The organism is Roseibium sp. (assembly GCF_965276855.1).
Lineage (GTDB): Bacteria > Pseudomonadota > Alphaproteobacteria > Rhizobiales > Stappiaceae > Roseibium.
Genome location: NZ_OZ255700.1, coordinates 1,430,679 through 1,451,853, shown reverse-complemented (window position 1 = coordinate 1,451,853; position 21,175 = coordinate 1,430,679). Strand labels below are relative to the sequence as shown.

The 21,175-nt window shown below is 57.7% G+C and carries 17 protein-coding genes; 8 read left to right on the top strand and 9 right to left on the bottom strand.

Features of this window, described 5'->3' with window-relative positions:
* Positions 1-43: 43 nt before the first annotated feature.
* The 3 genes from ACQY4Z_RS06620 to ACQY4Z_RS06610 form a co-directional block, all read right to left on the bottom strand.
* The gene (locus tag ACQY4Z_RS06620; RefSeq protein ID WP_428527759.1) at positions 44-388 is read right to left on the bottom strand and encodes a hypothetical protein; all 345 of its coding nucleotides are present in this window, start codon (positions 386-388) and stop codon (positions 44-46) included.
* 241 nt (positions 389-629) lie between these two features.
* Complete coding sequence (locus ACQY4Z_RS06615) at positions 630-1,559, bottom strand: cobalamin B12-binding domain-containing protein (RefSeq protein ID WP_428527757.1); 930 nt, start codon at positions 1,557-1,559, stop codon at positions 630-632.
* Between the two features lie 122 nt (positions 1,560-1,681).
* On the bottom strand, positions 1,682-3,571 hold the full coding sequence (locus tag ACQY4Z_RS06610) for a 1-deoxy-D-xylulose-5-phosphate synthase (RefSeq protein ID WP_428527755.1): 1,890 nt from the start codon (positions 3,569-3,571) through the stop codon (positions 1,682-1,684).
* A 345-nt stretch (positions 3,572-3,916) separates the two neighbouring features.
* Between ACQY4Z_RS06610 and ACQY4Z_RS06605 the strand changes: the two genes are divergently transcribed.
* Positions 3,917-4,363 (top strand): TspO/MBR family protein, encoded by a 447-nt coding sequence (locus ACQY4Z_RS06605; protein ID WP_428527753.1) that lies wholly within the window; start codon positions 3,917-3,919, stop codon positions 4,361-4,363.
* Here ACQY4Z_RS06605 and ACQY4Z_RS06600 read toward each other — a convergent pair.
* The 6 genes from ACQY4Z_RS06600 to ACQY4Z_RS06575 form a co-directional block, all read right to left on the bottom strand.
* Positions 4,360-4,629: a hypothetical protein gene (locus tag ACQY4Z_RS06600; protein ID WP_306149491.1), complete on the bottom strand. Its 270-nt coding sequence runs from the start codon at positions 4,627-4,629 to the stop codon at positions 4,360-4,362. The genes ACQY4Z_RS06605 and ACQY4Z_RS06600 overlap by 4 nt on opposite strands.
* Positions 4,626-5,831, bottom strand: a complete 1,206-nt coding sequence (locus ACQY4Z_RS06595) for a geranylgeranyl diphosphate reductase (protein ID WP_428527750.1) — start codon at positions 5,829-5,831, stop codon at positions 4,626-4,628. The genes ACQY4Z_RS06600 and ACQY4Z_RS06595 overlap by 4 nt, the downstream gene beginning before the upstream one ends.
* 29 nt (positions 5,832-5,860) lie before the next feature.
* A complete protein-coding gene (locus ACQY4Z_RS06590; protein WP_428527748.1) occupies positions 5,861-7,231 on the bottom strand; it encodes a BCD family MFS transporter in 1,371 nt (456 codons plus the stop codon).
* A 24-nt stretch (positions 7,232-7,255) separates the two neighbouring features.
* Entirely contained in the window at positions 7,256-8,176 is a 921-nt protein-coding gene (gene chlG / locus ACQY4Z_RS06585; RefSeq protein WP_428527746.1) for a chlorophyll synthase ChlG, read from the bottom strand.
* Positions 8,177-8,271: 95 nt separating this feature from the next.
* Positions 8,272-9,708 carry a transcriptional regulator PpsR gene (ppsR, locus tag ACQY4Z_RS06580; RefSeq protein ID WP_428527744.1) on the bottom strand — a complete coding sequence of 479 codons (1,437 nt, stop codon included), beginning with the start codon at positions 9,706-9,708 and terminating at the stop codon, positions 8,272-8,274.
* On the bottom strand, positions 9,705-10,685 hold the full coding sequence (locus ACQY4Z_RS06575; RefSeq protein ID WP_428527742.1) for a cobalamin-binding protein: 981 nt from the start codon (positions 10,683-10,685) through the stop codon (positions 9,705-9,707). Before ACQY4Z_RS06575 ends, ppsR begins: the two co-directional genes overlap by 4 nt.
* Before the next feature lie 218 nt (positions 10,686-10,903).
* Between ACQY4Z_RS06575 and bchF the strand changes: the two genes are divergently transcribed.
* Genes bchF through ACQY4Z_RS06540 form a run of 7 tightly spaced genes read left to right on the top strand, consistent with a single transcriptional unit; the run spans position 10,904 to position 21,159 of the window.
* Positions 10,904-11,461 (top strand): 2-vinyl bacteriochlorophyllide hydratase, encoded by a 558-nt coding sequence (bchF, locus tag ACQY4Z_RS06570; RefSeq protein WP_209177044.1) that lies wholly within the window; start codon positions 10,904-10,906, stop codon positions 11,459-11,461.
* A complete protein-coding gene (locus tag ACQY4Z_RS06565) occupies positions 11,458-12,762 on the top strand; it encodes a ferredoxin:protochlorophyllide reductase (ATP-dependent) subunit N (RefSeq protein WP_428527740.1) in 1,305 nt (434 codons plus the stop codon). The genes bchF and ACQY4Z_RS06565 overlap by 4 nt, the downstream gene beginning before the upstream one ends.
* Positions 12,753-14,315 (top strand): ferredoxin:protochlorophyllide reductase (ATP-dependent) subunit B, encoded by a 1,563-nt coding sequence (gene bchB, locus ACQY4Z_RS06560; RefSeq protein ID WP_306149484.1) that lies wholly within the window; start codon positions 12,753-12,755, stop codon positions 14,313-14,315. The genes ACQY4Z_RS06565 and bchB overlap by 10 nt, the downstream gene beginning before the upstream one ends.
* Complete coding sequence (locus tag ACQY4Z_RS06555) at positions 14,290-18,060, top strand: magnesium chelatase subunit H (RefSeq protein ID WP_428527737.1); 3,771 nt, start codon at positions 14,290-14,292, stop codon at positions 18,058-18,060. Before bchB ends, ACQY4Z_RS06555 begins: the two co-directional genes overlap by 26 nt.
* Positions 18,057-18,986 carry a ferredoxin:protochlorophyllide reductase (ATP-dependent) iron-sulfur ATP-binding protein gene (bchL, locus tag ACQY4Z_RS06550; RefSeq protein ID WP_008189250.1) on the top strand — a complete coding sequence of 310 codons (930 nt, stop codon included), beginning with the start codon at positions 18,057-18,059 and terminating at the stop codon, positions 18,984-18,986. The genes ACQY4Z_RS06555 and bchL overlap by 4 nt, the downstream gene beginning before the upstream one ends.
* A 17-nt stretch (positions 18,987-19,003) precedes the next feature.
* A complete protein-coding gene (gene bchM, locus ACQY4Z_RS06545) occupies positions 19,004-19,723 on the top strand; it encodes a magnesium protoporphyrin IX methyltransferase (RefSeq protein ID WP_428527735.1) in 720 nt (239 codons plus the stop codon).
* Positions 19,723-21,159, top strand: a complete 1,437-nt coding sequence (locus ACQY4Z_RS06540; RefSeq protein ID WP_428529737.1) for a BCD family MFS transporter — start codon at positions 19,723-19,725, stop codon at positions 21,157-21,159. Before bchM ends, ACQY4Z_RS06540 begins: the two co-directional genes overlap by 1 nt.
* The last annotated feature ends 16 nt before the right edge of the window (positions 21,160-21,175 follow it).

The following is a 21,175-nucleotide window of genomic DNA, read 5'->3' as shown; positions in this document are numbered from 1 at the left end:
TTGGATTCAAGAGAAGGGCGGCAGAGGGTTCTGCCGCCCTTTTTTATGCCTTCCAGTCGCCGATGCCATGCCACCAGCGGTTAATCATGCGCAGGCTCAAAGCCGGGTAGGGAGTTCCAGCATCCGGATCATCCGGGTGTGGCAGCGCGCCATGTGACTGCAAAACCCTCAGGCTGGTCAGGAAATCACGCATACGGTTGGTGATCTGCCGCGTCTCGTCACCGGTCTTGGGGGGCGCTCCGTTCGCAGGGCGGTAGAATTGCTCCCATTGCCGGTAGAGCGCGTGGCCGAGCTCAATAACTTCCTGCTCGCCATGGGGTTCGAGGCCGAGGCACATCTTGATGAGTTTGGTTGCAGGGCCTTTGCCGTCTGTGAAACCGGGTGTCACCGATGAGTCTCTTTTCTGTTCTTTCTCTTGGGCGTCCGACATTCCTCATGCCTATCGCGTGTAAAGCCTATTGGACGGCAGAGCCTCTCCCCTTTTGAGAATAAAAGGGACTTTTTGGAGGCGCTGAGAGAATTGGTCTGAAACGTTTTGGTTAGCTGACGACAGATGAGTCGCCGAGCAGGTCCCTAGTTGGCAAAAGTGCCGTTAGGAAATGCAATGGTTATTCCGTCTTAGGAAGGCGTCATCCAACGGCTTGTTCGGCCAATGTAATGGCTTCCAAAGCCGAGAGAGCGACGAAATCAGCACCCATGTTCTGGAAGCTGTCTGGATGCGTCAGAACAGCAGCACCGCCAATGACGATCTTGGTATTGTCGGTCGCTGCTTCCGACCGGCACCGTTGAATGGCTTCCATGCAGTCATTGGCCTCTTCGAGACGTCCGACCGACAGACCGAGCATGTCATACGGCCTTGCAGACAAGCGCATATACATCGTGTCACCGATTTCCATATCGGCGCCGCCATCGACGATCCATCCAAGGTCACGGAAACACATTCTCACCAGGTTCACGCCAAGCGTATGTTTGGTCCCGTGCGACCGCGCCAGCAAAATACGTTTGGCCGACGTTGGTACGGATGGCTGAGGCCCGGCATGGGTCAGATGATTGACGATGTTGCTCAGCCGGGTTGAAGCCACGGCAACCTGCATGAAATCGGCATCATCGGTGCACCAGTAGTTGCCAAGCTCGGTTGCGATCGGGCAAAGCAAATGAATGGCCAATGTCTGAAGCGGGATATTGGTCTGGACAAGTTCCTCGATCAGATCCCGGTGGTGGCGAGGGTCTGGGTCGATCAGTGATTTCAGGAACGGCACGCGGTAGGAAATAGCAACATCCATGGACGGCATTTGCCGCGCCCGCTCATCCAGTTCGGGATGCAAACGAAGATCGAGACCTGAAACCGGGCTCCCATTCATACCTGGATTTTCGGCATTCGGGTGAAGGGCACCGACCAATCCGGATACCTGCCCACGTACGGTCTTCTCCAGGACGGTGAGATCCTGCAGGGACAAATTGGCAGTATCGGCTGCCGTCAACGTTTGGCCATTGCCAGCAAGGTCTGACGGGGTCTTGTTTTTTTCCGTCTGTCGCTCGCTGTCGTCTTTATCGGCCAATTCCCCCTCCCGATGTCTCGGCCTAGGCGGTCAAGCTCCTCCAAGCAAAAGATCGTACTATACAACCTTTCCCCCGCCAATTGAGATCACCTATTCGTCTTTGCAATAATAAGTGCCGGTCTTCAACGGTCCTCCGCGTGGTGTGTCCACAAGGGGCGATCTTGTATTCGGGTGGTTCCGCCTCCGAGTGTTGCGCGCGACCCGTGACCCATGCGTGACAGGGTCACACGCACGAGATCGGCGATCTGGCGGGCATTCAACCCGGCTTCATTATACATTTCCCACGGCGATGCTTGCGAAATGAACGTATCGGGCAGTGTCATCGTGCGCACGCCGCAGCGTCCATCCAGTAGGCCTTGGTCTGCAAGGTGATGCAAAACCAGGGCCCCAAAGCCGCCGGTCGCGCCTTCTTCGACTGTCACCAGAAGCTCATGGGTTTCAACAAGGTCCTCAATCAGCTCCGTATCGAGTGGTTTTGCAAAGCGGGCATCGGCGACCGTGACGGAGATGCCGAGTGCGGACAAAAGTGCTCGGGCTTCAAGGCATTGTTCCAGCCGTCCACCGAAAGACAACAGCGCGGCTGTGTGCCCGATGTCGACGATCCGGCCCTTTCCGATCGGCAGAGCCACCGGTTGAACGGGAAGTTGTGCGCCCGTTCCTTCACCGCGCGGGTACCGGAAAGCAATGGGACCAAGGTCGTGTTCGGTCGCTGTCTTGACCATGTTGACCAGTTCCGCCTCGTCGGCGGCGGCCATGACCGTGAAATTCGGCAAGTTCGCCAGGAAGCCTATGTCGAAGGCCCCGGCGTGTGTTGCGCCGTCCGCGCCGACAAGACCGGCACGATCGATGGCAAAGCGCACGGGAAGGTTTTGCAGTGCAATGTCATGCACGACCTGATCATAACCGCGCTGCAGGAAGGTGGAGTAAATCGCGCAGAACGGCCGCATGCCGCTGGCGGCCAGCCCGCCGGCAAACGTTACGGCATGTTGTTCGGCGATCCCGACATCGAAACTGCGATCCGGAAATTGTTTTCCAAACAGGTCAACGCCGGTGCCCTCGGCCATGGCTGCCGTGATGGCGATGACCCGGTCATCCTGCCGGGCTTCCTCGATCAAAGCGTTGGCAAAGACCTTGGTGTAACTCGGCGCTTTTGGAACCGACTTGGACTGTTTTCCAGACGGAACGTCGAACTTCGAAACACCATGATATTTGTCGCTTGCCGCTTCCGCATGGACATAGCCGGCGCCTTTGCGGGTGATGGCATGCAAGACGACAGGGCCCGTGCCTTCTTCTTTCAAGTGGCGCAGTGTCGCCAAGAGAGTTGGAACATCATGCCCGTCGACGGGACCATGATAGGCAAATCCCATATTCTCAAAGAAGCTGCGTTCCCGCTGGACGGTGTCGGATTGGGCGAGGGTGTTGAGGTGACCCGACAACGCGCCGGTCGGCGGGGAAATCGACATGTTGTTGTCGTTCAGGATGACGATCAAGCGGCTGTTGAGGTGGCCGGCGTTGTTGAACCCCTCATAGGCCATCCCGGCTGTCATTGCGCCGTCGCCAATGACACAGACGACATGACCGTCCTTGCCTTCAAGATCCCGGGCAACGGCAAATCCAAGCCCGGCAGAGATCGATGTGGAAGAGTGGGCAGCCCCGAATGGATCGTACGGACTTTCGCTGCGTTTCGTGAAACCGGAAAGGCCGTCCTTTTTGCGCAAGGTCCGCATTCTATCACGCCGGCCGGTCAGGACTTTGTGCGGGTAGCACTGGTGGCTTACGTCCCAGATCAGGGTGTCGTCCGGCGTATCGAACACGGCATGGATGGCGACCGTGAGTTCGACAACGCCAAGACCAGATCCCAGATGGCCGCCGGTTTCTGACACGATATCAATAACATCTGTCCGAAGTTCATCAGCAAGTTGGGCGAGTTCACCGTCACTGAGGCTTTTCAGGTCTCCTGGCGTGTGGATGGTATCCAGCAATGGGGTTGCGGATGTCCTGTTGGAGCTCATTGCGTTTCCTCCACCGCATGGTTCCGTCTCTCTGGTGGTGCCAAGCTGTGACCAGCTTCACGTACGACCAGTAGACATTGATGTCGTTAGGGTATTCTCGGGGATCTTGGTTGATGTGTAAACTTTTTTTTACACATGAAGGCAGGAAATATGTCGTCAAAGTTGACAGTTTATGCAGGTCGCTGCACGTTTTCGGGCTATCATGAGCAAAGCGGCGGTGGGCTTGTTTTCCTGCCTGGTGCCCTTTAATCCAGTGTGACTGTTCGCAAATGCTCCGCAGTTCTTCATTGCGGAACCCGCGTTTCTATGTATTGCAGGGTCTAATCCCCCGGAACGGAGCCTTTGATGGCCATCGCAGTTTTTATTGGCGTCGTTATTTTGGCTGCAGCCAGCGGTGCCGTGTTCAAACCAGGACCGTGGTACGAGGAGCTGCAAAAGCCAAGCTGGACACCGCCAAACTGGGCTTTCCCGGTGGTCTGGACACTTCTTTACATCATGATCGCCTATGCTGGCTGGAGTGTCTGGTCCAAGGTTGGTTGGTCGTTGCCGATCGTATTCTGGGCCTTGCAGATCGTGCTCAATGCGGCCTGGTCCTGGTTGTTCTTTGGACTGCGGCGCATGGATCTGGCGCTTGTTGATGTCGGTCTTCTTTGGTTGGCAATTGCAGGGTTTGTTGTCACTGCGTGGCCTGTTTCACCGATCGCAGCGCTGCTTTTCGTGCCTTATCTTGCCTGGGTGACAACTGCCGGATTGCTCAATCGAGCCGTCCAGCAGCTGAACCCGGAAGTCTAAACACGCAATCGCGTGATCAGGTCCCATATGTGGGCGATCAGTGCGAGGCTTAGAAACGACAGCACAAGAAACAGGGCATCGCCGCGCAGGGCAAATCCGAGCGCGGCCATCAGGCAGCTTCCGGCAAGGACATTGGCGAGCAACAACTTGAATCGCTCGCCAGGTGCGTTCGAAAACCTGCAAAGAACCGCGAACTCTATCCAAAGAAATAGAACCGCGCCGAACGGCAACCATCCGGACTGCAGCCACGTCAAAAGAAGGTTCATTTCTGGCTGGCCGGCAGGCCTGCAAGTTGTGCCAGATCTTTGAAGAACACCCGGATATGGCCCAGCGGATCGCGGCGGACCAACCGCTTGTTGAGATAAGATTCCCAGGTCAGGCGCTGGACGTCCGGGTCGGCGCACATCGTCACAAACCGCTCCCGCAAACCGTCACTGCGGTACCAGACCGCCTGCATGATGCCGAGAATGAAAAAGATACGGCCATGTTCCGCCATGAACCGGCGCCGGGCTTGGCGCAAAGCGGAGGCTTGGCCGGTCGCAAGGCACTCAGCAACGGCATCTGCACTCAGGTTGCCGCACAGCATAGCGTAGTAGATGCCTTCGCCAGACGATGGGGCAACGGTGCCTGCGGCATCGCCGGCAAGAAGGACATTCTGTCCGTTGTCCCAACGCCGCATTGGTTTGAGGGGCAGCGGAGCCCCTTCGCGCCGGACGGTCCGTTGTCCGGTTAACCCGGCACGGTCGCGCAAGTCGGAGGTGGCATCCCTGAGGTTATGCCCCTTGACCGCAGAGCCGCAGCCGACTGACGTTTGTCCCCCATGCGGGAAGACCCAGCCATAGAAGTCCGGAGAAATCCGGCCATCATAGACAACATCGCAGCGGTCGCGCTGGAAGGCGTCTGGGTCCGGAGCCTCCGGGCTTTCCACGATCTCATGATAGGCAAAAACGTAAGGCGGCTTCTTTTTCGCTGGGAACATCAACCGCCTGACAGCGGAATTTGCGCCATCGGCACCAATTACCATGCGCGCATTGAGGTGTTCCGTTGTTCCCGGGTTCTCTGGATCGGTCCCGTCCACTTTCAGGTCCAGGCTTCCATTCGACGCTGTGTCCATGCCAGCCAGCTTGCCCCGGATAAAACGGGCACCCGCCTGTTCAGCCCGGGTGCGCAAATATGGATCAAAGGTTTCCCGGTCGACCATGCCGACAAATCCAATATCGCCAATGCGCATTTCCACCGCATTCCCCGACGGGGCAATGACACGTGCCGCATTGGCCCGGGCAACCAGCAAGTCTTCAGAGATTTCGAAGTCTTTCAGGGCGCGGGACGGGATTGCCCCACCACAGGGTTTGATCTTGTTGTCCGGGTCGACCAGAACAACAGAATGACCGGATCGCGCCAAGCGCTCCGCAGCGATCGCACCACAAGGACCGCCTCCAATGACAGCAACATCAAAATTCGATTTCATTGCAGGCTCCCTGGTGTGAGGTTTTGCGCCTATTCGGCGGGCACTGCCGATGGTTCCCGGTGTACGGGCAAACGAGGTTTGGCAACTTGACCGCCGCCGATCCGCATCGCGATGGCCGCGGACATGAGGAACAAGACGGCTTCCATTGAAAAGACGATTGCAAAAGCGGTGCTGTCCTCGGCCGTTGCCCATCGCCCGAGGGTCAGTGCGATCGTTCCGGCCAGTCCTCCAAGGCCGAAAGAGATGGCCTGAGCCGCGCCCCAAACGCCCATCCGCATGCCTTCGTTGGCTTTTTTTCCGGCGCCAGCGAGGATCATCATGGTGCCAATGGCCGCAACGGCGAACGCGCCATTCATGAAACCAAGTACGAAAATGTTGGCCTCAAGCGGCCAGGCCGGTGCAAAGGATGCCGAGACCGCGAGGCAGGCGAGCGCCAAGCCTGAGCCGACACAGCCGGTAACGATGAACATCTTCATCAGGCCGGGCTTGCGCTTTGAAAACAGCCACCCGGCGATCCCGACAAGTGCCATGCCTGCAAAAATACCGCCGTGCTGAGTTCCGGACAGCTTTGTTGTCTCGCCCGGAGACATCCCGAACAACAAGCCGGCAAACGGTTCCAGGATCAGGTCTTGTGTGGAATAGGCCAGCATCGACAGGAAGATGAACACGGTCAAAAGGCGCGCTTCCGGATCGCTCCAGACTTCACGGACACTTTCGCGGAAACTGCCCGGTTTCTCGCGGCCAGTCTCGCCCACCATGGTCGGTTTGCGCTCAATTCCGGCAACTGCGACGGCCGACAGAACCAGAACGGCAACACCGGTGAGGGCGGTAACAGTAACAAGCCGTAGATGCGAATAGGGCTCAAGGTTGATGCCGGTGACAATTGAAGTCACCACGATGCCGGCAATCATCAGCATCCAGGTGATCGTGGCTGCCGATGCCCGGCGTTCCGGTGCCGTTTTGGTTGCAATCAACGTGAGTAGCGATGTGCCGCTTGCCCCAATCCCGACCCCGATGAGCGCGTAGGCGAGAACCGCGGCTGCCAAGCCAGCCGCAAAGTTGATCTCAAAAAGGAACGTTGTTGCCGCGGCTGCTGTCCCACTTACGGCGAGAAGCGCCAAGCCACCCAAGATCCACTGGGTTCGCGAGTTTCCGATATCCGACCGGTGCCCCCACAAGGGTCTGGAGATCTGCACGCCGTAGTGAAGCCCGACGAGCAAGCCAGGAATGACGGCTGCCAGGGCGAGCTCGACGATCATGACTCTATTCAGCGTAGAGTTGGTGAGAACCACGATGGCGCCCAGTGACGCCTGTACTAGTCCAAGACGCAAAATCGAGATCCAGCTCAGTCCTTTGACAGCTGTGGAGTTTTGCTGATTGGCGTCTCCCCGACCGAACATGGGGATCTCCCTTTTAAAAAAAGCCTAAGAGATGGTTGGCACCAGAGTGCGCAGGCCAAATGCCGTGATCATCATTCCTGTGACGTAGAGCCCGACACCTATGGCCGAGTACCAGACCGCAAATCGCACGGGATTGCGGGCAAAGCGAACCATGCACACCATCTGAAGCAGCAGAACAATAAGTATTGCCAAGGCATAGACCGGCAGTCCGAGAATCCAGAGTGTCAGGACAACGCCTGCCTGAGCCACGGTCATGACGGCGCAGGCGATGAGGGCTGCCGATCGTTCCCCATGCAGAACGGGAAGGGTCCGGATGCCCATTTCCTTGTCGCCTGCAATCGCCTTGAAATCGTTCAGCGTTAGAATACCATGGGCACCAAGGCCATAGAGCAAGGCCACGATCCAGATTGGTGTTTCCGGCACAAGGCCAGTCATGGCGGTCGCTGCTGTCAGCCAAGGCAGGGTTTCGTAACTAAAGCCGACAACGCCATTGCCCAGCCAGCCGTTTTGCTTGAAGCGGAAGGGCGGCGCGCTGTACGCCCAGGCAAAGGCAAGACCGAGAAGCGCTGCTGCAAAAATGAACGAGCCCATCAGCCCGGCGACAACAAGCGAGAGCGCCGACATGATGATAGAGATATAAAGACCCCAGTGTCCCGGCATCCGGCCGGACGGGATCACCCGGTCCGGTTCGTTGATCGCATCAACATGTCTATCGAACCAGTCGTTCACGGCCTGGCTGGTGCCGCACAAAAGCGGGCCGGCCAAGAGGACGCCGAGCACGATGAACCCTAACCGCCCATCCATCCCGTGACCTGTGGAGATCGCACCGCACGCATAGGCCCACATCGGCGGAAACCAGGTGATCGGCTTGAGCAAAGCGACGATCGCGCCGGGCATGGGCCAGTTGGCCTGTGGTGTTTGGCGGGTGAGTTCCATGCCAAACATGCTAGGCGTCGCCCTAAAAAGTGTCAATTAAAATTGACACATTGCGCGGCTATAAAGTGTAACTGTAAATGAGAGTTGACGGGTGCTGGAAAGCTCTAACTGCCGGGACGGTAGTTTTCGAGCCCGTGCCGGCGCAGTTTGATGTAGAGGCTTTGACGTGAGAGGCCCAGGATCTCGGCCGCGCTGGCGCGGTTGTTGTTGGTCTGGTCAAGGGCGGCTTCAATGCAGATCCGCTCAACAACGTCCAGTGACTCGCGGATCAGCTCTTTTAACGGCACTTTGCCAACGAGGCTCGCAAATCCTTCGGCCTGATCTGGTGTCGCGGGTGGCGGCAAGGTCATTTTACCGGCGCTGGCCGCTTGAGGAATAACCAGCAGCTGTGTGGTTTCGGTCTCTTTGTTGTAATGGGCGGAGAGGCTGACATCCTGACCCTCCCCGAGCGTATCGGTCAGAACAGAAGAGAACCCGCTGAGGGTCTTTTCGTCCCGGACGCGGGTGAAGAGAACACTTAATTCGACAGTGGATTTGCCGAGCCAGTTTGACACATTGCGTCCGACCACTTGATTGAGGGTCGGTGCATGAACACGGTCCAGAAACAGTGTATTCGCTGATAAAACCGTGCCTTCGCCATCAATCGTCAACGCGGCTTCGGGCAGAAGTTCCAGATCAACGCGAACGCCATTGAGATGATCGCTGGAGCGTTTTGCATCACCCCTGTCCGTTTCCTGGGAGTTCTCCAAGGTAATGACCAAGTTTGTGGTGCCGTGTTCCCGGTAGGCGCGCAGTTTTGCGTCGAACGTACTTCCTGCGCTGCTGTGAAGGTTGGCAAGCTGGACTGGTTCACCGCTATGGCGGGCTTCGCCAATCGCATCTGCAAGACGTTCCCGGTCCTCTTTCTTAAAGAGGTCCCGCATCGCCTTTCCGGTTAGATTGCCGGAAGCGCCGATCAAGAGAGATACAGCTGCCGTATTGGCTTCCAGAATTGTTCTTTTTTCACCGTCCAGCACGACATGGGCTGTTTCGGACATTTTGAAGACTGTCCGGTACCGCGCTTCGGCCTGCCGGAGTTCGCGGTAGTCGGCCTCCATTGCGATCTGCGCTTCCACCAATCGCTGCTGGTCCAGCATCTGCTGCCGCATTTCGTGTCCGACAACAATGGTGAAGGGAAAGTCGTCAGTCCTGCTGGCCGTGTAGGCGACCGGAAGGTCGGGAAGGCCGCTGGCGCTGTGGTTGACCTGATAGCCACGGGCGGGCCGTTTTTTTGCCGGGGCCAGGAGGGCGTCAATTTTCGGAACGGATTCCACGGTTACGCAGTCGCGCAAGGGCTTGCCGACGATGGCCGACAAACCATACGCATCCAGATCGGAGTTGCGGTAATGGCCGCGATTTACGACACCTTTGTCGTCGACCAATGCAACGATATCGGCACCCAATCCGATCAAGGCTGTTAAGGCGTCTGCGCCCAGCAAATCAAGCAAATCAGTCCCAACCCCGATATCTTGCAGCGCGCCATGTGTCGAGGGAGAGGTCATTGGGAATGCCGATCGATGCTGCTTTTTCTTCTTTTTGCATCGCGGCCTTCCTGCGCGGCAAAGTGATTGATTTTTTCCAAATTGTAGAAACTCTCAGCGATTTTTACCGCTGAAAGCGCGCTATCGCAAATACAATCGACGCCCATTTCTACAAGGGGCTCAATAAAGTCAAGTGCGGCGGCTCCGCCTGCAATTATGGGTGGTGTTTTGTGGCTGGAATACAATTTGATGTCGTTAATCAGTTGGATTGCGTTGCTTTTAAGATACGTGGTGCTCCATGCGACACAGGCAACATCGGCCCGGGTAATCACTTTGGCGAACTCAAATTCACTCAGTGATTCGTTCGGAACAACCTGTTGCTGCCATCCGAGTGCCTGAAAAAGGGCGCCAGTGAGGTAGGACATCAGGCTGTGTTGTTCATCAACGGGCAGAAAGATGACGGCGAACGGGGCCTTCGATCCAGAACGGTCCCGCGCAGCTTCAGTCGTGAGAGCTTGAGCAATGGCTTGCAGCCGGGCTGAAGCGATCGTGACATCGATGAAGCTGGCGGCATCGCAGCTCCAGTTCTTGCCCAGTTCGCGCGCAACCGCTTCTAAAAGCATGACTTTCATTGCGGTGGGCGGAAGTGCTGCCGGGTTGCCATTTGATCTGAACCTGGAGCGGACTTCCTCGTCCAGAAAGGCAAGATGATCCTGTATGCGGGCATCTGGTGCCAGGATACGTTCGTACATTTCTGCAATAACAGATTTGTAGCGGATGTCGGTTTCAAGACCTGCATCCAGCAGGCCAGATAATTGCTCTGCGGCCATTGCTGCTACTGGTCCTTGGATGAGGTTGCGGAGCGTTGCTTGTTCGCCGCTGTTAAGCCGGGATTTCTTTACCATATTTGCCTGATCAGAAACAAAAATATTGCCGTCGGCAGGCTCTGTCCGGCGGGCGTCCGCGGTTTCAACGGGCAATTCTGTTGTGCCGTTCATCCTCACTTCGCGGTCGGCCTCCCTGGCCTTACGGAAAGGGGTCATGCTCCGGCGTGCGCAATTGTTGCTTTTATTTGCACCTTGAGCCTGCTTAGCATGACTCTCACGTGACGTGATGTAAACAAAAATATACGTCAATCAAAGTTGACACTTTTGCAGTTGCGGCGTTACCCTCACTCATCTGCTGAACCCAATGTCGGGTTCGGGGGGAGGGTTGAATGTCCGTGAGTGGAAACAGGAATTCGATAAAACCCGGTTTTCTTTACACCGAGGAAGAAAGACGCCGCCGTGATGAAACCGTTTGGACACTGGTCCAAGGCGTTCTGGCACCCGTTCAGTTTGTCGTCTTTCTGATCAGCCTTGCACTTATCGTTGTTTTTTTGATCTCAGGCGAGATGCAGGGCGCTGCCGAGCTCTCCGTCGTGATCAAGACGCTTACGCTCTACGCGATCATGATCACTGGATCGATCTGGGAGAAAGAGGTGTTCGGGTGTTACTTGTTCGCCCGTCCGTTCTTCTGGGAAGACGTCTTTTCCATGTTGGTTCTGGCCTTGCACACGGCCTATCTCGCAGCTCTTTTCACCGAGGCTCTGACTGCCAATCAGCTGATGGCTTTGGCCTTGGCAGCCTATGCAACATATGTGGTCAATGCCGGACAATTCGTCTGGAAACTGCGGCTCGCCCGGCTGGATCAGACGGCCCGCAAGACCGGTCTTGAAAGTGGCGTCCGGTCCGCCGGCGTTAGCGATTTGCAGATCGCGGGAGGTTCTCAATGAACCAGACGTTTTCTGCAGGATGCGGGACAGGGCCGACAATCCGGGAGCGGGGACAGCATGAAGTCTTTTGTGGCCTGACCTCCATCATCTGGCTGCACCGGAAGGTCCAGGATGCCTTCTTTCTGATCGTTGGATCCCGCACTTGTGCGCATCTGATGCAATCGGCGGCTGGGGTCATGATCTTCTCAGAGCCGCGCTTTGCGACCGCGATCATGGAAGAGCGGGATCTTGCCGGCATGGCGGACATGCATGATGAGCTCGATGGCGTGGTCGACAAGCTGCTCGCGCGCCGGCCGGACATCAAAATGCTGGTCCTGGTCGGGTCTTGCCCGTCTGAAGTCATCAAGTTCGATTTGTCCAAGGCTGCTGAGCGGTTGAACCGGGTTCACGCACCTAAACACCGTGTGCTCTGTTATTCGGGCAGTGGCATCGAGACGACTTTCACCCAGGGTGAAGACAATTTCCTCACCGCGCTTGTGAACGAAGCGCCAGCCTCAAGTCCGCAAAACGAAACCAAACTGATTGTCGCCGGGTGTCTTCCCGATGTTGTTGAAGATCAGTTCGCGCGCCTGTTTGAAGACCTTGGCATTGAGGGTGTTCAGTTTCTGCCCGGCCGTTCAAGCGCGGCAATGCCGTCAATCGGTCCGGGAACCCGGTTCATTCTGGCTCAGCCCTATCTGGGGGCGACAGCCGCAGCTCTGGAATCCCGCGGCGCTGAACGCATTAATTCCATCTTCCCGCTCGGTGAAGAGGGGACAACGGCCTGGTTTAAGGCGATCGCCGGCACTTTTGGTGTACCGGAGGACCGGTTCGAAGCAGCAACAGCCGCGCCGCGCAAGCGCGCCAAAGCCGCGCTTCAATCCTATTTGCCCTGGCTTGAAGGACGCAGGATGTTCTTCTTCCCAGATTCTCAGCTCGAGCCTTCGCTGGCGCGTTTCCTTCACAGCGAAACGGGAGCGGAGATAATCGAGGTCGGAAGCCCCTATCTTCACCGGGAACATGCAGCAGGCGAACTTGCACTGCTCCCGCCGGGCACCGCGATCTCGGAAGGTCAGGATGTTGATCTTCAAATTGATCGCGCCCGTGAGGCGGATCCCGATCTGATTGTCTGCGGTATGGGTCTTGCCAATCCATTTGAAGCGGGAGGCCGTCTGACCAAGTGGTCGATCGAATTCGCCTTCACACCGATCCAGGGCTACGAGCAGGCAGGCGATCTTGCAGAACTCTTCGTGCGCCCGCTGCGGCGCCAGTCCGTTTTGAAATCCGGTCTCGGATTTGAGGAGGGCGCGCCATGCAGCTGAGCATGTGGACCTATGAAGGACCGCCTCATGTGGGCGCCATGCGGGTCGCCGCTTCGATGAAGGATGTGCATTACGTTCTGCACGCGCCTCAGGGCGATACCTATGCCGATCTCCTGTTCACGATGATTGAGCGGCGGGACAGCCGGCCACCTGTAACCTACACAACGTTTCAGGCGCGCGATCTCGGCGCGTCAACCGCCGACATTTTCAAGACGGCCTGTCACGATGCGGTCGACCGGTTCAAGCCGCGTGCCTTGCTGGTTGGGGCATCGTGTACCGCAGAACTCCTTCAGGACGATCCAGGCGGCCTTGCCAAGACACTTGATCTCGATATCCCGGTCGTGCCGCTTGAACTGCCGTCTTACCAGAAGAAAGAAACCTGGGGCGCGGCGGAAACGTTTTATCAGCTGGTGCGGGCGTGCGCGTCCAATCGGCAGCGGCCTGAGACCATTCCAGCCAACACCTGTAACATATTGGGCCCGACATCCCTGGGGTTCCGGAACCGGGACGATGTCCGCGAGATCAAAGCGTTGCTGGAAGAAAACGGTCTGAATGTCAGGGTGGTCGCCCCGCTCGGTGCAAGTCCGGAAGATCTGGCCAGACTGCCAGAGGCTGCCTTCAATATCGTGCTTTACCCGGAAATCGCCGATACCGCTGCCCGCTGGCTAAAAAAGGCGTACGAGATGCCGTACATGTCTACGGTGCCGATCGGCGTGTCCGAAACTCGCAGATTTGTCACCGAGGCACGGGCTTTAGCCGGTCTTGAACCGGTCCTGTCATCGTCAGAAAACAAGGACCGTCTCACTTGGTACTCCCGGTCTATCGATAGCACCTACCTGACCGGCAAACGGGTGTTCATCTTCGGCGATGCGACGCATGCAATTGCCGCAGCCCGAATTGCCGCGAACGAACTTGGCTTCGAAGTCTGCGGTCTTGGAACCTACATGCGCGAGTTTGCGCGCGATGTGCGGGCTGCAGCCAAGGAGTACGGCGTTGAGCCGCTGATCACCGATGATCATTTGGTCGTTGAAGATGCCATCATAGAAGCACGCCCGGAGTTGGTGCTCGGCACCCAGATGGAACGCCACATTGCCAAGCGGCTGCGTGTTCCCTGTGCTGTCATTTCATCGCCGGTCCATGTCCAGGATTTCCCGGCGCGGTATTCGCCGCAGATGGGCTTTGAGGGTGCCAATGTCATCTTCGACAGCTGGGTTCACCCGCTAATGATGGGGCTGGAAGAGCATTTGCTGTCCATGTTCCGCGACGACTTTGAATTTAATGACGGGGCGACGGCCTCGCATCTGCATGCCCACAGTCCTGAAGCTGCCTCAAACCAGCAAACAGGCCCAGCAGCGCCGGTATCAGAAGACCAGATCACCTTGCCAGCCAGCGCAACGCTCTGGACAGATGAAGCAGAAAAGGAACTCAAGAAAGTCCCGTTTTTTGTGCGCGGCAAGGCACGGCGCAACACCGAGAGCTTTGCCGCTGACAACGGCATTCACCCGATAACCGTGGAGACGTTATACGATGCGAAAGCGCACTTCGCCCGATAACGACCTCCCGATCCGGGTGGTCTTTGTTACGCTCGACAATCATGTCGCAGCCGCCGTCGATGATGCGCGCAGGGCTTTGCAAACAGAGATGCCGGGTCTGACCTTCACGGTGCATGCGGCAACCGACTGGGCGGACAATCCGGACAAGCTGGCCCGCTGCCGTGACGCCATCCGGGCAGGCGACATCATCGTTGTTTCGATGATCTTCGTCGAAGAACACGTCAAGGCGATCGCAGACGTTCTGGAAGAACGGCACCTTGAGTGTGACACCATGGTCTGCTGCATGTCTGCTGGCACGATCATGAAGTATACGGCCATGGGCCGCTTCCGCATGAGCGGTGAGCAAAAAGGGCCGCTGGCGCTTTTGAAGAAACTGCGCGGCAGCAGCTCCAACAGTGGCAAGGAGACCGGCAAAACGGCCGGCGAGCGCCAGATGGCGATGCTCCGCCGGTTGCCCAAGCTTTTGAAGTATATCCCGGGCACCGCCCAGGATGTGCGCAACTATTTCCTGACCCTGCAGTACCGGATCGCGGCGTCGGACGAGAACATCGCCAACATGGTCCGCCTGCTGGTCGGCAAATATGCCGCCGGCGAACGGAAATCGTTGCGCTCGGCGGTGGCGGCGAAACCACCGAGTGACTACCCGGATATGGGGCTCTACCACCCGCGCACCGAGCCGCGGATTACGACCCAAAAGAGCGATCTTGCAACTATCAAAGGGGCGAACGGCACGGTCGGGCTCCTGCTTCTGCGAACTTACATTCTGTCCGGTGACACCGGTCATTATGACGGGGCCATCTCGGCGCTGGAGGCGCGCGGTCTGAATGTTGTTCCGGTGTTCTGTTCCGGCCTCGATATGCGGTCTGCGATCGAAACCTACATGACGGATGCCAATGGCATGCCAACGGTCGACGCGCTGTGTTCGTTGACCGGCTTCTCGCTTGTCGGTGGTCCGGCGTACAGCGATGCAACTGCGGCCGCGGAAACCCTTCAAAAGCTTGACGTTCCTTATCTGTCAGCCTGCGTGACCGAATTCCAGAGCCGCGAGGGATGGCAGGCTTCAACGCAAGGGCTTACGCCGATTGAAACCACCTTGATGGTTGCCATCCCCGAGCTGGATGGTGCCGTCGGATCCATGGTGATCGGTGGCCGCAGCGGATCGGACGCCAATGGCAAGAGCTGCATTTGCGCCCGCCAGCTTGGAGCATGCCCGTCTGGCCGGTCTTGCATGCGGCCGGATGATGAACGTGTTGGTCTGCTTGCCGACCGGATCGCGGCAATGACCAAGCTGCGCCAGACCCCACGGTCAGACCGCAAGATCGCAGCCACCTTGTTCAATTACCCGCCCAACGGCGGCAACATCGGAACAGCAGCCTTCCTCTCCGTTTTTGAAAGCCTTCTGGAAACGATGAAGCGCTTGAAAGCGGAAGGCTATGATGTCGATGTGCCTGCCGATGTTGAGACGCTTCAGAACATGATCCTCAAGGGCAACTCGGACCGATTTGGCACCGAGGCCAACGTCCATGCGACAGTGTCTGCAGATGATCATGTCCGCCAGGAAAAGTTCCTGAGCGAGATCGAAACCCAATGGGGACCGGCTCCGGGACGCATTTTGAGCAACGGCCGCGGGATTCATATTCTCGGCCGCCAGTTCGGCAATCTACTCATCGCCATTCAGCCGTCCTTCGGCTACGAGGGCGACCCGATGCGGCTCCTGTTTGAAGGCGGGTTTGCTCCGAACCATGCCTTTGCCGCGTATTACACGTATCTCCGCGAAACATTCGCCGCTGATGCCGTTCTGCACTTTGGAACGCATGGCGCGCTGGAATTCATGCCGGGCAAACATACCGGACTGTCCGGCTCCTGCTGGCCGGATCGGTTGCTGGGCGCCTTGCCGAACTTCTATTTCTACGCGGCCAACAATCCGTCCGAAGGCTCGATTGCCAAACGCCGGTCTGCGGCAACGCTTGTGTCCTACCTCACCCCATCAATCACGGAAGCCGGTCTCTACAAGGGCCTGAACAGCCTAAAAACCAGCCTTGACCAGTATCGCTCCATGGCGCCTGAGGCCAGAGGCGAGCGCGAACGTCTTTTGGACGTGATCCGCGTTCAAGCCGACGAACTCGATCTCACGGGCAAAACGGCGGAGCTATCCGAAGACCAATTTATTCAGCATCTCGTCGCGGCCATCACCGAAACCGAATACGCGCTGATCCCCCACGGCCTGCACATTGCGGGACGCGGTATGGATACGACCGAGCGCTCAGAAATGCTCGCGAAGATGGCTCTGAGTGTCGAGACAGACTCAGGCTTTATCGCCGACCCGGAGCTGTGTCAGGTCATTGCCAATCGAGATCGCGATGCCCTGGCTGCGGCATCGGACACCCTCGACGAAGAGGCAAAGTCTGTTGTCCAAAAACTCGTCCAGATCGATCAGGACTTATCAGAAAATCGGGAACTTGACGGCCTGGTACAGGCACTTGATGCGCGCTTCCTACCGCCAGCCCCATCTGGCGATTTGTTACGCACGCCGGATCTCCTGCCAACTGGCCGGAACATTCACGGCTTTGATCCGTTTGGTATCCCAAGCAAGTTCGCGCTTGAAGATGGTGCCCGCCAGGCAGCCCTCATTCTGGAACGGTATTTGGAGACCGATGGCAAACTGCCAGAGACCGTTGCGATCGTTTTGTGGGGCACAGACAATCTGAAAACCGGTGGTGCACCGCTGGCGCAGGCCATGGCGCTCATGGGCGCGCGGCCGCGGCTGGACTTCTACAACCGGGTCTGCGGGGCAGAGTTGATCCCGCTTGAAGAACTGAACCGGCCACGTATCGATGCCGTGATGACCCTGTCCGGCATTTTCCGCGATCTCTTGCCGATCCAGGCGAGCATGCTGGCTGAAGCAAGTTATCTTGCGGCCACTGCCGAAGAGCCGGTCGAGCAGAATTTCATACGCAAACATGCACTTGCCTATTGCGAGGCCAATGGCTGCGATCTGGAAGAGGCGGCCTATCGCGTCTTTTCCAATGCCGATGGCACCTACGGGTCGAACGTCAACATGTTGATTGCCTCATCGGCCTGGACCGATGACGAGGAAATCGCGGAGACCTACACGAACCGGAAAAGCTTTGCGATAAGCCGCAAGGGCAAGACCAGCCGTCAGACCGAACTTCTCGATTCTGTTTTGGCAGATGTCGACATGGCCTATCAAAACCTGGAATCGGTCGAAATCGGCGTCACCACGATTGAGCATTATTTCGACACGCTTGGCGGGCTTTCAAAAGCCGTCTCAAAGGCCAAGGGCGGCGCGGAACTCCCCGTTTACATTTCCGATCAGACCCAAGGTGAAGGCAAGGTTCGCTCCATCGACGAGCAGGTTGCTTTGGAAACCCGGACCCGGACCCTCAATCCGAAATGGTACGAGGGCATGCTCCAGCACGGCTATGAGGGTGTGCGGCACATCGAAGCCAATGTCACAAACACCTTTGGCTGGTCGGCAACAACCGGCGGCGTTGACCCCTGGGTCTATCAGAAAATCACTGAAACCTACGTGCTTGACGAGGCGATGCGCCGTCGGCTCGCCGATCTCAATCCGGCCTCCGCGGCGCGGGTCGCAGCAAGGCTCATTGAAGCGCACGAACGCGACTACTGGCAACCGGACGAAGAAACGCTCGAGGCTCTGCGCCGGGCGGGTGAAGAACTGGAAGACCGGCTGGAAGGCCTGGCAACGGAGGCAGCCGAATGAACATCTACACCCATCCGAAAACAGCCGCACAAGAGGCGAAAACCGCTCAGAAACTCCGGGAGCGCGCGGATGGAGACGGCAGTGTCCAGGTTCATCTTGATCCGACTATGGAAATCGACGGCGCCAAGGTTTTTGCGATTTACGGCAAGGGCGGCATTGGCAAGTCGACCACCTCGTCCAATCTGTCCGTGGCTTTCTCCAAGATCGGCAAGCGGGTTTTGCAGATCGGCTGCGATCCGAAACACGACAGCACCTTTACGCTGACAAAAAGCCTGATCCCGACCGTGATCGACATCCTGGAACAGGTCGATTTCCACACCGAAGAATTGCGTCCGGAAGACTATATGGTCGAGGGGTTCAACGGCGTGCAGTGCATCGAGGCCGGTGGGCCGCCAGCTGGAACCGGCTGCGGCGGGTATGTGGTCGGTCAAACCGTCAAGCTCTTGAAGGAACATCACCTACTGGATGACACAGATGTGGTGATCTTTGATGTCCTTGGAGACGTCGTTTGCGGTGGTTTTGCCTCTCCACTTCAACATGCCGAAAGGGCGGTTGTTGTCGCGGCCAACGACTTCGATTCCATCTTCGCGATGAACCGGATCGTCGCCGCAATCAAGGCGAAGGCGAAAAACTACGAAGTGCGCCTCGGCGGTGTCATCGCCAACCGGTCCCGCGAAACAGACCAGATCGACCGTTACAATGACAGTGTTGGACTGAAGCGCCTCGCCCACGTGCCGGACTCCGATCACGTTCGCTTGAGCCGCCTCAAAAAAAGCACGCTCTTTGAAATGGGCGACAGTCCTGAAATCGCAGCCATACAGAACGAGTACCTCCAGCTCGCTGAGCAACTTTGGGCGGGGACAGAGGCACTTCAGGCTGAACCCATGAAAGACCGGGAAATCTTTGAATTTCTCGGCTTTGAATAAGAAGGTTTGAACCGGATATGACACGGGCCAGCTACACACAGCGGATTGGCGAGATCGAACATTACTTCGATCGCACGGCGCTTGATGCCTGGAAAAAGCTGACCGGCGATCAGCCGGTAAGCGGCATCCGGGCAACCGTGCGTCAGGGCCGTGAAGACATGCGGTCAACCCTGGCAAGCTGGCTTCCACAGGATCTCACCGGTTGGCGCATTCTCGACGCCGGCTGCGGTTCTGGCGTGTTGTCCATGGAACTGGTCGCCCGTGGGGCGAACGTGGTTGGCATCGATCTGTCGGCACAAATGATTTCCTTTGCCCGCCAGCGAGCAGCCGAACAAATGAGGCACCTCAACGGTCACCCGCACGGAACTGTAACCTTCAAGAGCGGGGATATGCTGGATCCGCATTTGGGACAGTTCGATGCGGTCTTTGCGATGGACGTCCTCATTCATTACGCCCCCGAGGACGCCAAGAAGGTTCTGGAGCAGTTCGCTGAGCGCACCAGCAAAAGCCTTTTGTTTACGCTTGCTCCGAGCTCGCACCTGCTGAAAGCCATGTTGATGATCGGCAAGGCATTCCCGCGGGCGGATCGGGCCCCGGCTATCTATCCGGCCAACCCGGAACGTTTGGTGGATCAACTCGTGCATCAACCGCATATGGCCGGTTGGACAAGCGGTCGAACGCACCGGATTTCAGTCGGCTTTTACACCTCCCAGGCCATGGAGGTGATCCGGCCATGATGTTCAAGTCCGCATCAGACAGGATGATCGGGTTCTGGCAGACCGCCGGGGTCCACTTCATGCCGTTTGCGGACGCGGCAACAAAGGACGTGCCGCTGTCACGTCTTCTTCGCCTCGCGCTGTTCCAGGTGTCTGCGGGCTGTGTGCTTGTTCTATTAACCGGAACGCTCAACCGGGTTCTGATCGTCGAGCTCGGAGTATCCGTTGCATTGGTGTCTGCTGTGGTGGCAATCCCGGTTCTGGCAGCGCCGTTGAGGCTTTTCTTCGGGTATCGTTCAGATACCTACAAGTCGGTGCTCGGCTGGCGGCGTGTTCCCTACCTCTGGTTTGGAACGATCTTGCAGTTCGGCGGGCTGGCCTTCATGCCCTTCGCGCTTTTGCTCCTTGAATCCCAAAGCGTTGGACCGGCCTGGGCAGGGACCGTGCTGGCTGGTCTTGCCTTTCTCTTTGCCGGCTTTGGTCTGCACATGTCGCAAACGGCAGGCCTTGCGCTCGCAACCGATCTGGTTCCGCAAGACAAGCGGCCCCGTGTTGTTGCGCTGCTCTATGTAATGTTGCTGGCGGGCATGATTGCCGCCTCGATCTTTTACAGCCTTTTCCTCGCCGACTTTTCGCCGAAACGGCTCATCCAGGTGATCCAGAGCACTGCGCTTCTGACCCTGGCGCTCAACGTGATTTCCGCCTGGAAGCAGGAAGCCCGCAACCCGGCCCGAACGTCCCGCGATAGGAAAGTTGCCGGGTTCTTTGAGGCCTTGGCCGACTATCGGCGCGAGCCGGGCACCGTTCGCCTGTTGATTGCTGTCGCGATCGGGTCTGCTGCGTTTTCCATGCAGGACATCCTGCTGGAGCCTTATGGTGGCGAAATCCTTGGCATGACGGTCGGGCAAACCACGCTGCTGACGGCGCTTTGGGCTGCAGGCACGATGGCAGGTTTTGCCTGGGCAGCACACAGCCTCAATCGCGGTGCCCATATGTATCGGGTTGCCGCCCGCGGCCTTCTGATTGGCATTGCCGCCTTTTCCGCTGTTGTTTTTGCATCGCCGCTCGAGACCGACATGCTGTTCTACGCCGGCGCGGCCGGTGTTGGGCTCGGCGGTGGTCTCTTTGCCGTCTGCACAATGCTGGCAGCCATGGGCATTTCGAAACGCGCTGACAGCGGCATTCTGGTCGGCGCCTGGGGAGCGGTTCAGGCAACCGCCATCGGCGTGAGCCTGTTGCTCGGCGGCCTGATCAAGAATGGTGTCAACATTCTTGCACTGGACGGGCTGCTCGGATCTGCAATGAACAACGAGGCCGCCGGGTATCTGGCTGTCTATCATATTGAAATCGCGCTTCTTTTCATCTGTCTCGCCGTTCTTGGTCCCCTGGCTGGGCACCAATACCGTCAAGAACGCGGAGACAACGTGCGCTTTGGCCTCGCCGAATTGCCCGGGTGACCCCGGATCGGCGTTA

Coding starts and splice junctions, on each gene's coding strand:
- ACQY4Z_RS06610 (WP_428527755.1), bottom strand. CDS start 3,571: ATGAGCTCCAACAGGACATCCGCAACCCCATTGCTGGATACCATCCAC.
- ACQY4Z_RS06605 (WP_428527753.1), top strand. CDS start 3,917: ATGGCCATCGCAGTTTTTATTGGCGTCGTTATTTTGGCTGCAGCCAGC.
- ACQY4Z_RS06600 (WP_306149491.1), bottom strand. CDS start 4,629: ATGAACCTTCTTTTGACGTGGCTGCAGTCCGGATGGTTGCCGTTCGGC.
- ACQY4Z_RS06595 (WP_428527750.1), bottom strand. CDS start 5,831: ATGAAATCGAATTTTGATGTTGCTGTCATTGGAGGCGGTCCTTGTGGT.
- ACQY4Z_RS06590 (WP_428527748.1), bottom strand. CDS start 7,231: ATGTTCGGTCGGGGAGACGCCAATCAGCAAAACTCCACAGCTGTCAAA.
- chlG (WP_428527746.1), bottom strand. CDS start 8,176: ATGTTTGGCATGGAACTCACCCGCCAAACACCACAGGCCAACTGGCCC.
- ppsR (WP_428527744.1), bottom strand. CDS start 9,708: ATGACCTCTCCCTCGACACATGGCGCGCTGCAAGATATCGGGGTTGGG.
- ACQY4Z_RS06575 (WP_428527742.1), bottom strand. CDS start 10,685: ATGAACGGCACAACAGAATTGCCCGTTGAAACCGCGGACGCCCGCCGG.
- bchF (WP_209177044.1), top strand. CDS start 10,904: ATGTCCGTGAGTGGAAACAGGAATTCGATAAAACCCGGTTTTCTTTAC.
- ACQY4Z_RS06565 (WP_428527740.1), top strand. CDS start 11,458: ATGAACCAGACGTTTTCTGCAGGATGCGGGACAGGGCCGACAATCCGG.
- bchB (WP_306149484.1), top strand. CDS start 12,753: ATGCAGCTGAGCATGTGGACCTATGAAGGACCGCCTCATGTGGGCGCC.
- ACQY4Z_RS06555 (WP_428527737.1), top strand. CDS start 14,290: ATGCGAAAGCGCACTTCGCCCGATAACGACCTCCCGATCCGGGTGGTC.
- bchL (WP_008189250.1), top strand. CDS start 18,057: ATGAACATCTACACCCATCCGAAAACAGCCGCACAAGAGGCGAAAACC.
- bchM (WP_428527735.1), top strand. CDS start 19,004: ATGACACGGGCCAGCTACACACAGCGGATTGGCGAGATCGAACATTAC.
- ACQY4Z_RS06540 (WP_428529737.1), top strand. CDS start 19,723: ATGTTCAAGTCCGCATCAGACAGGATGATCGGGTTCTGGCAGACCGCC.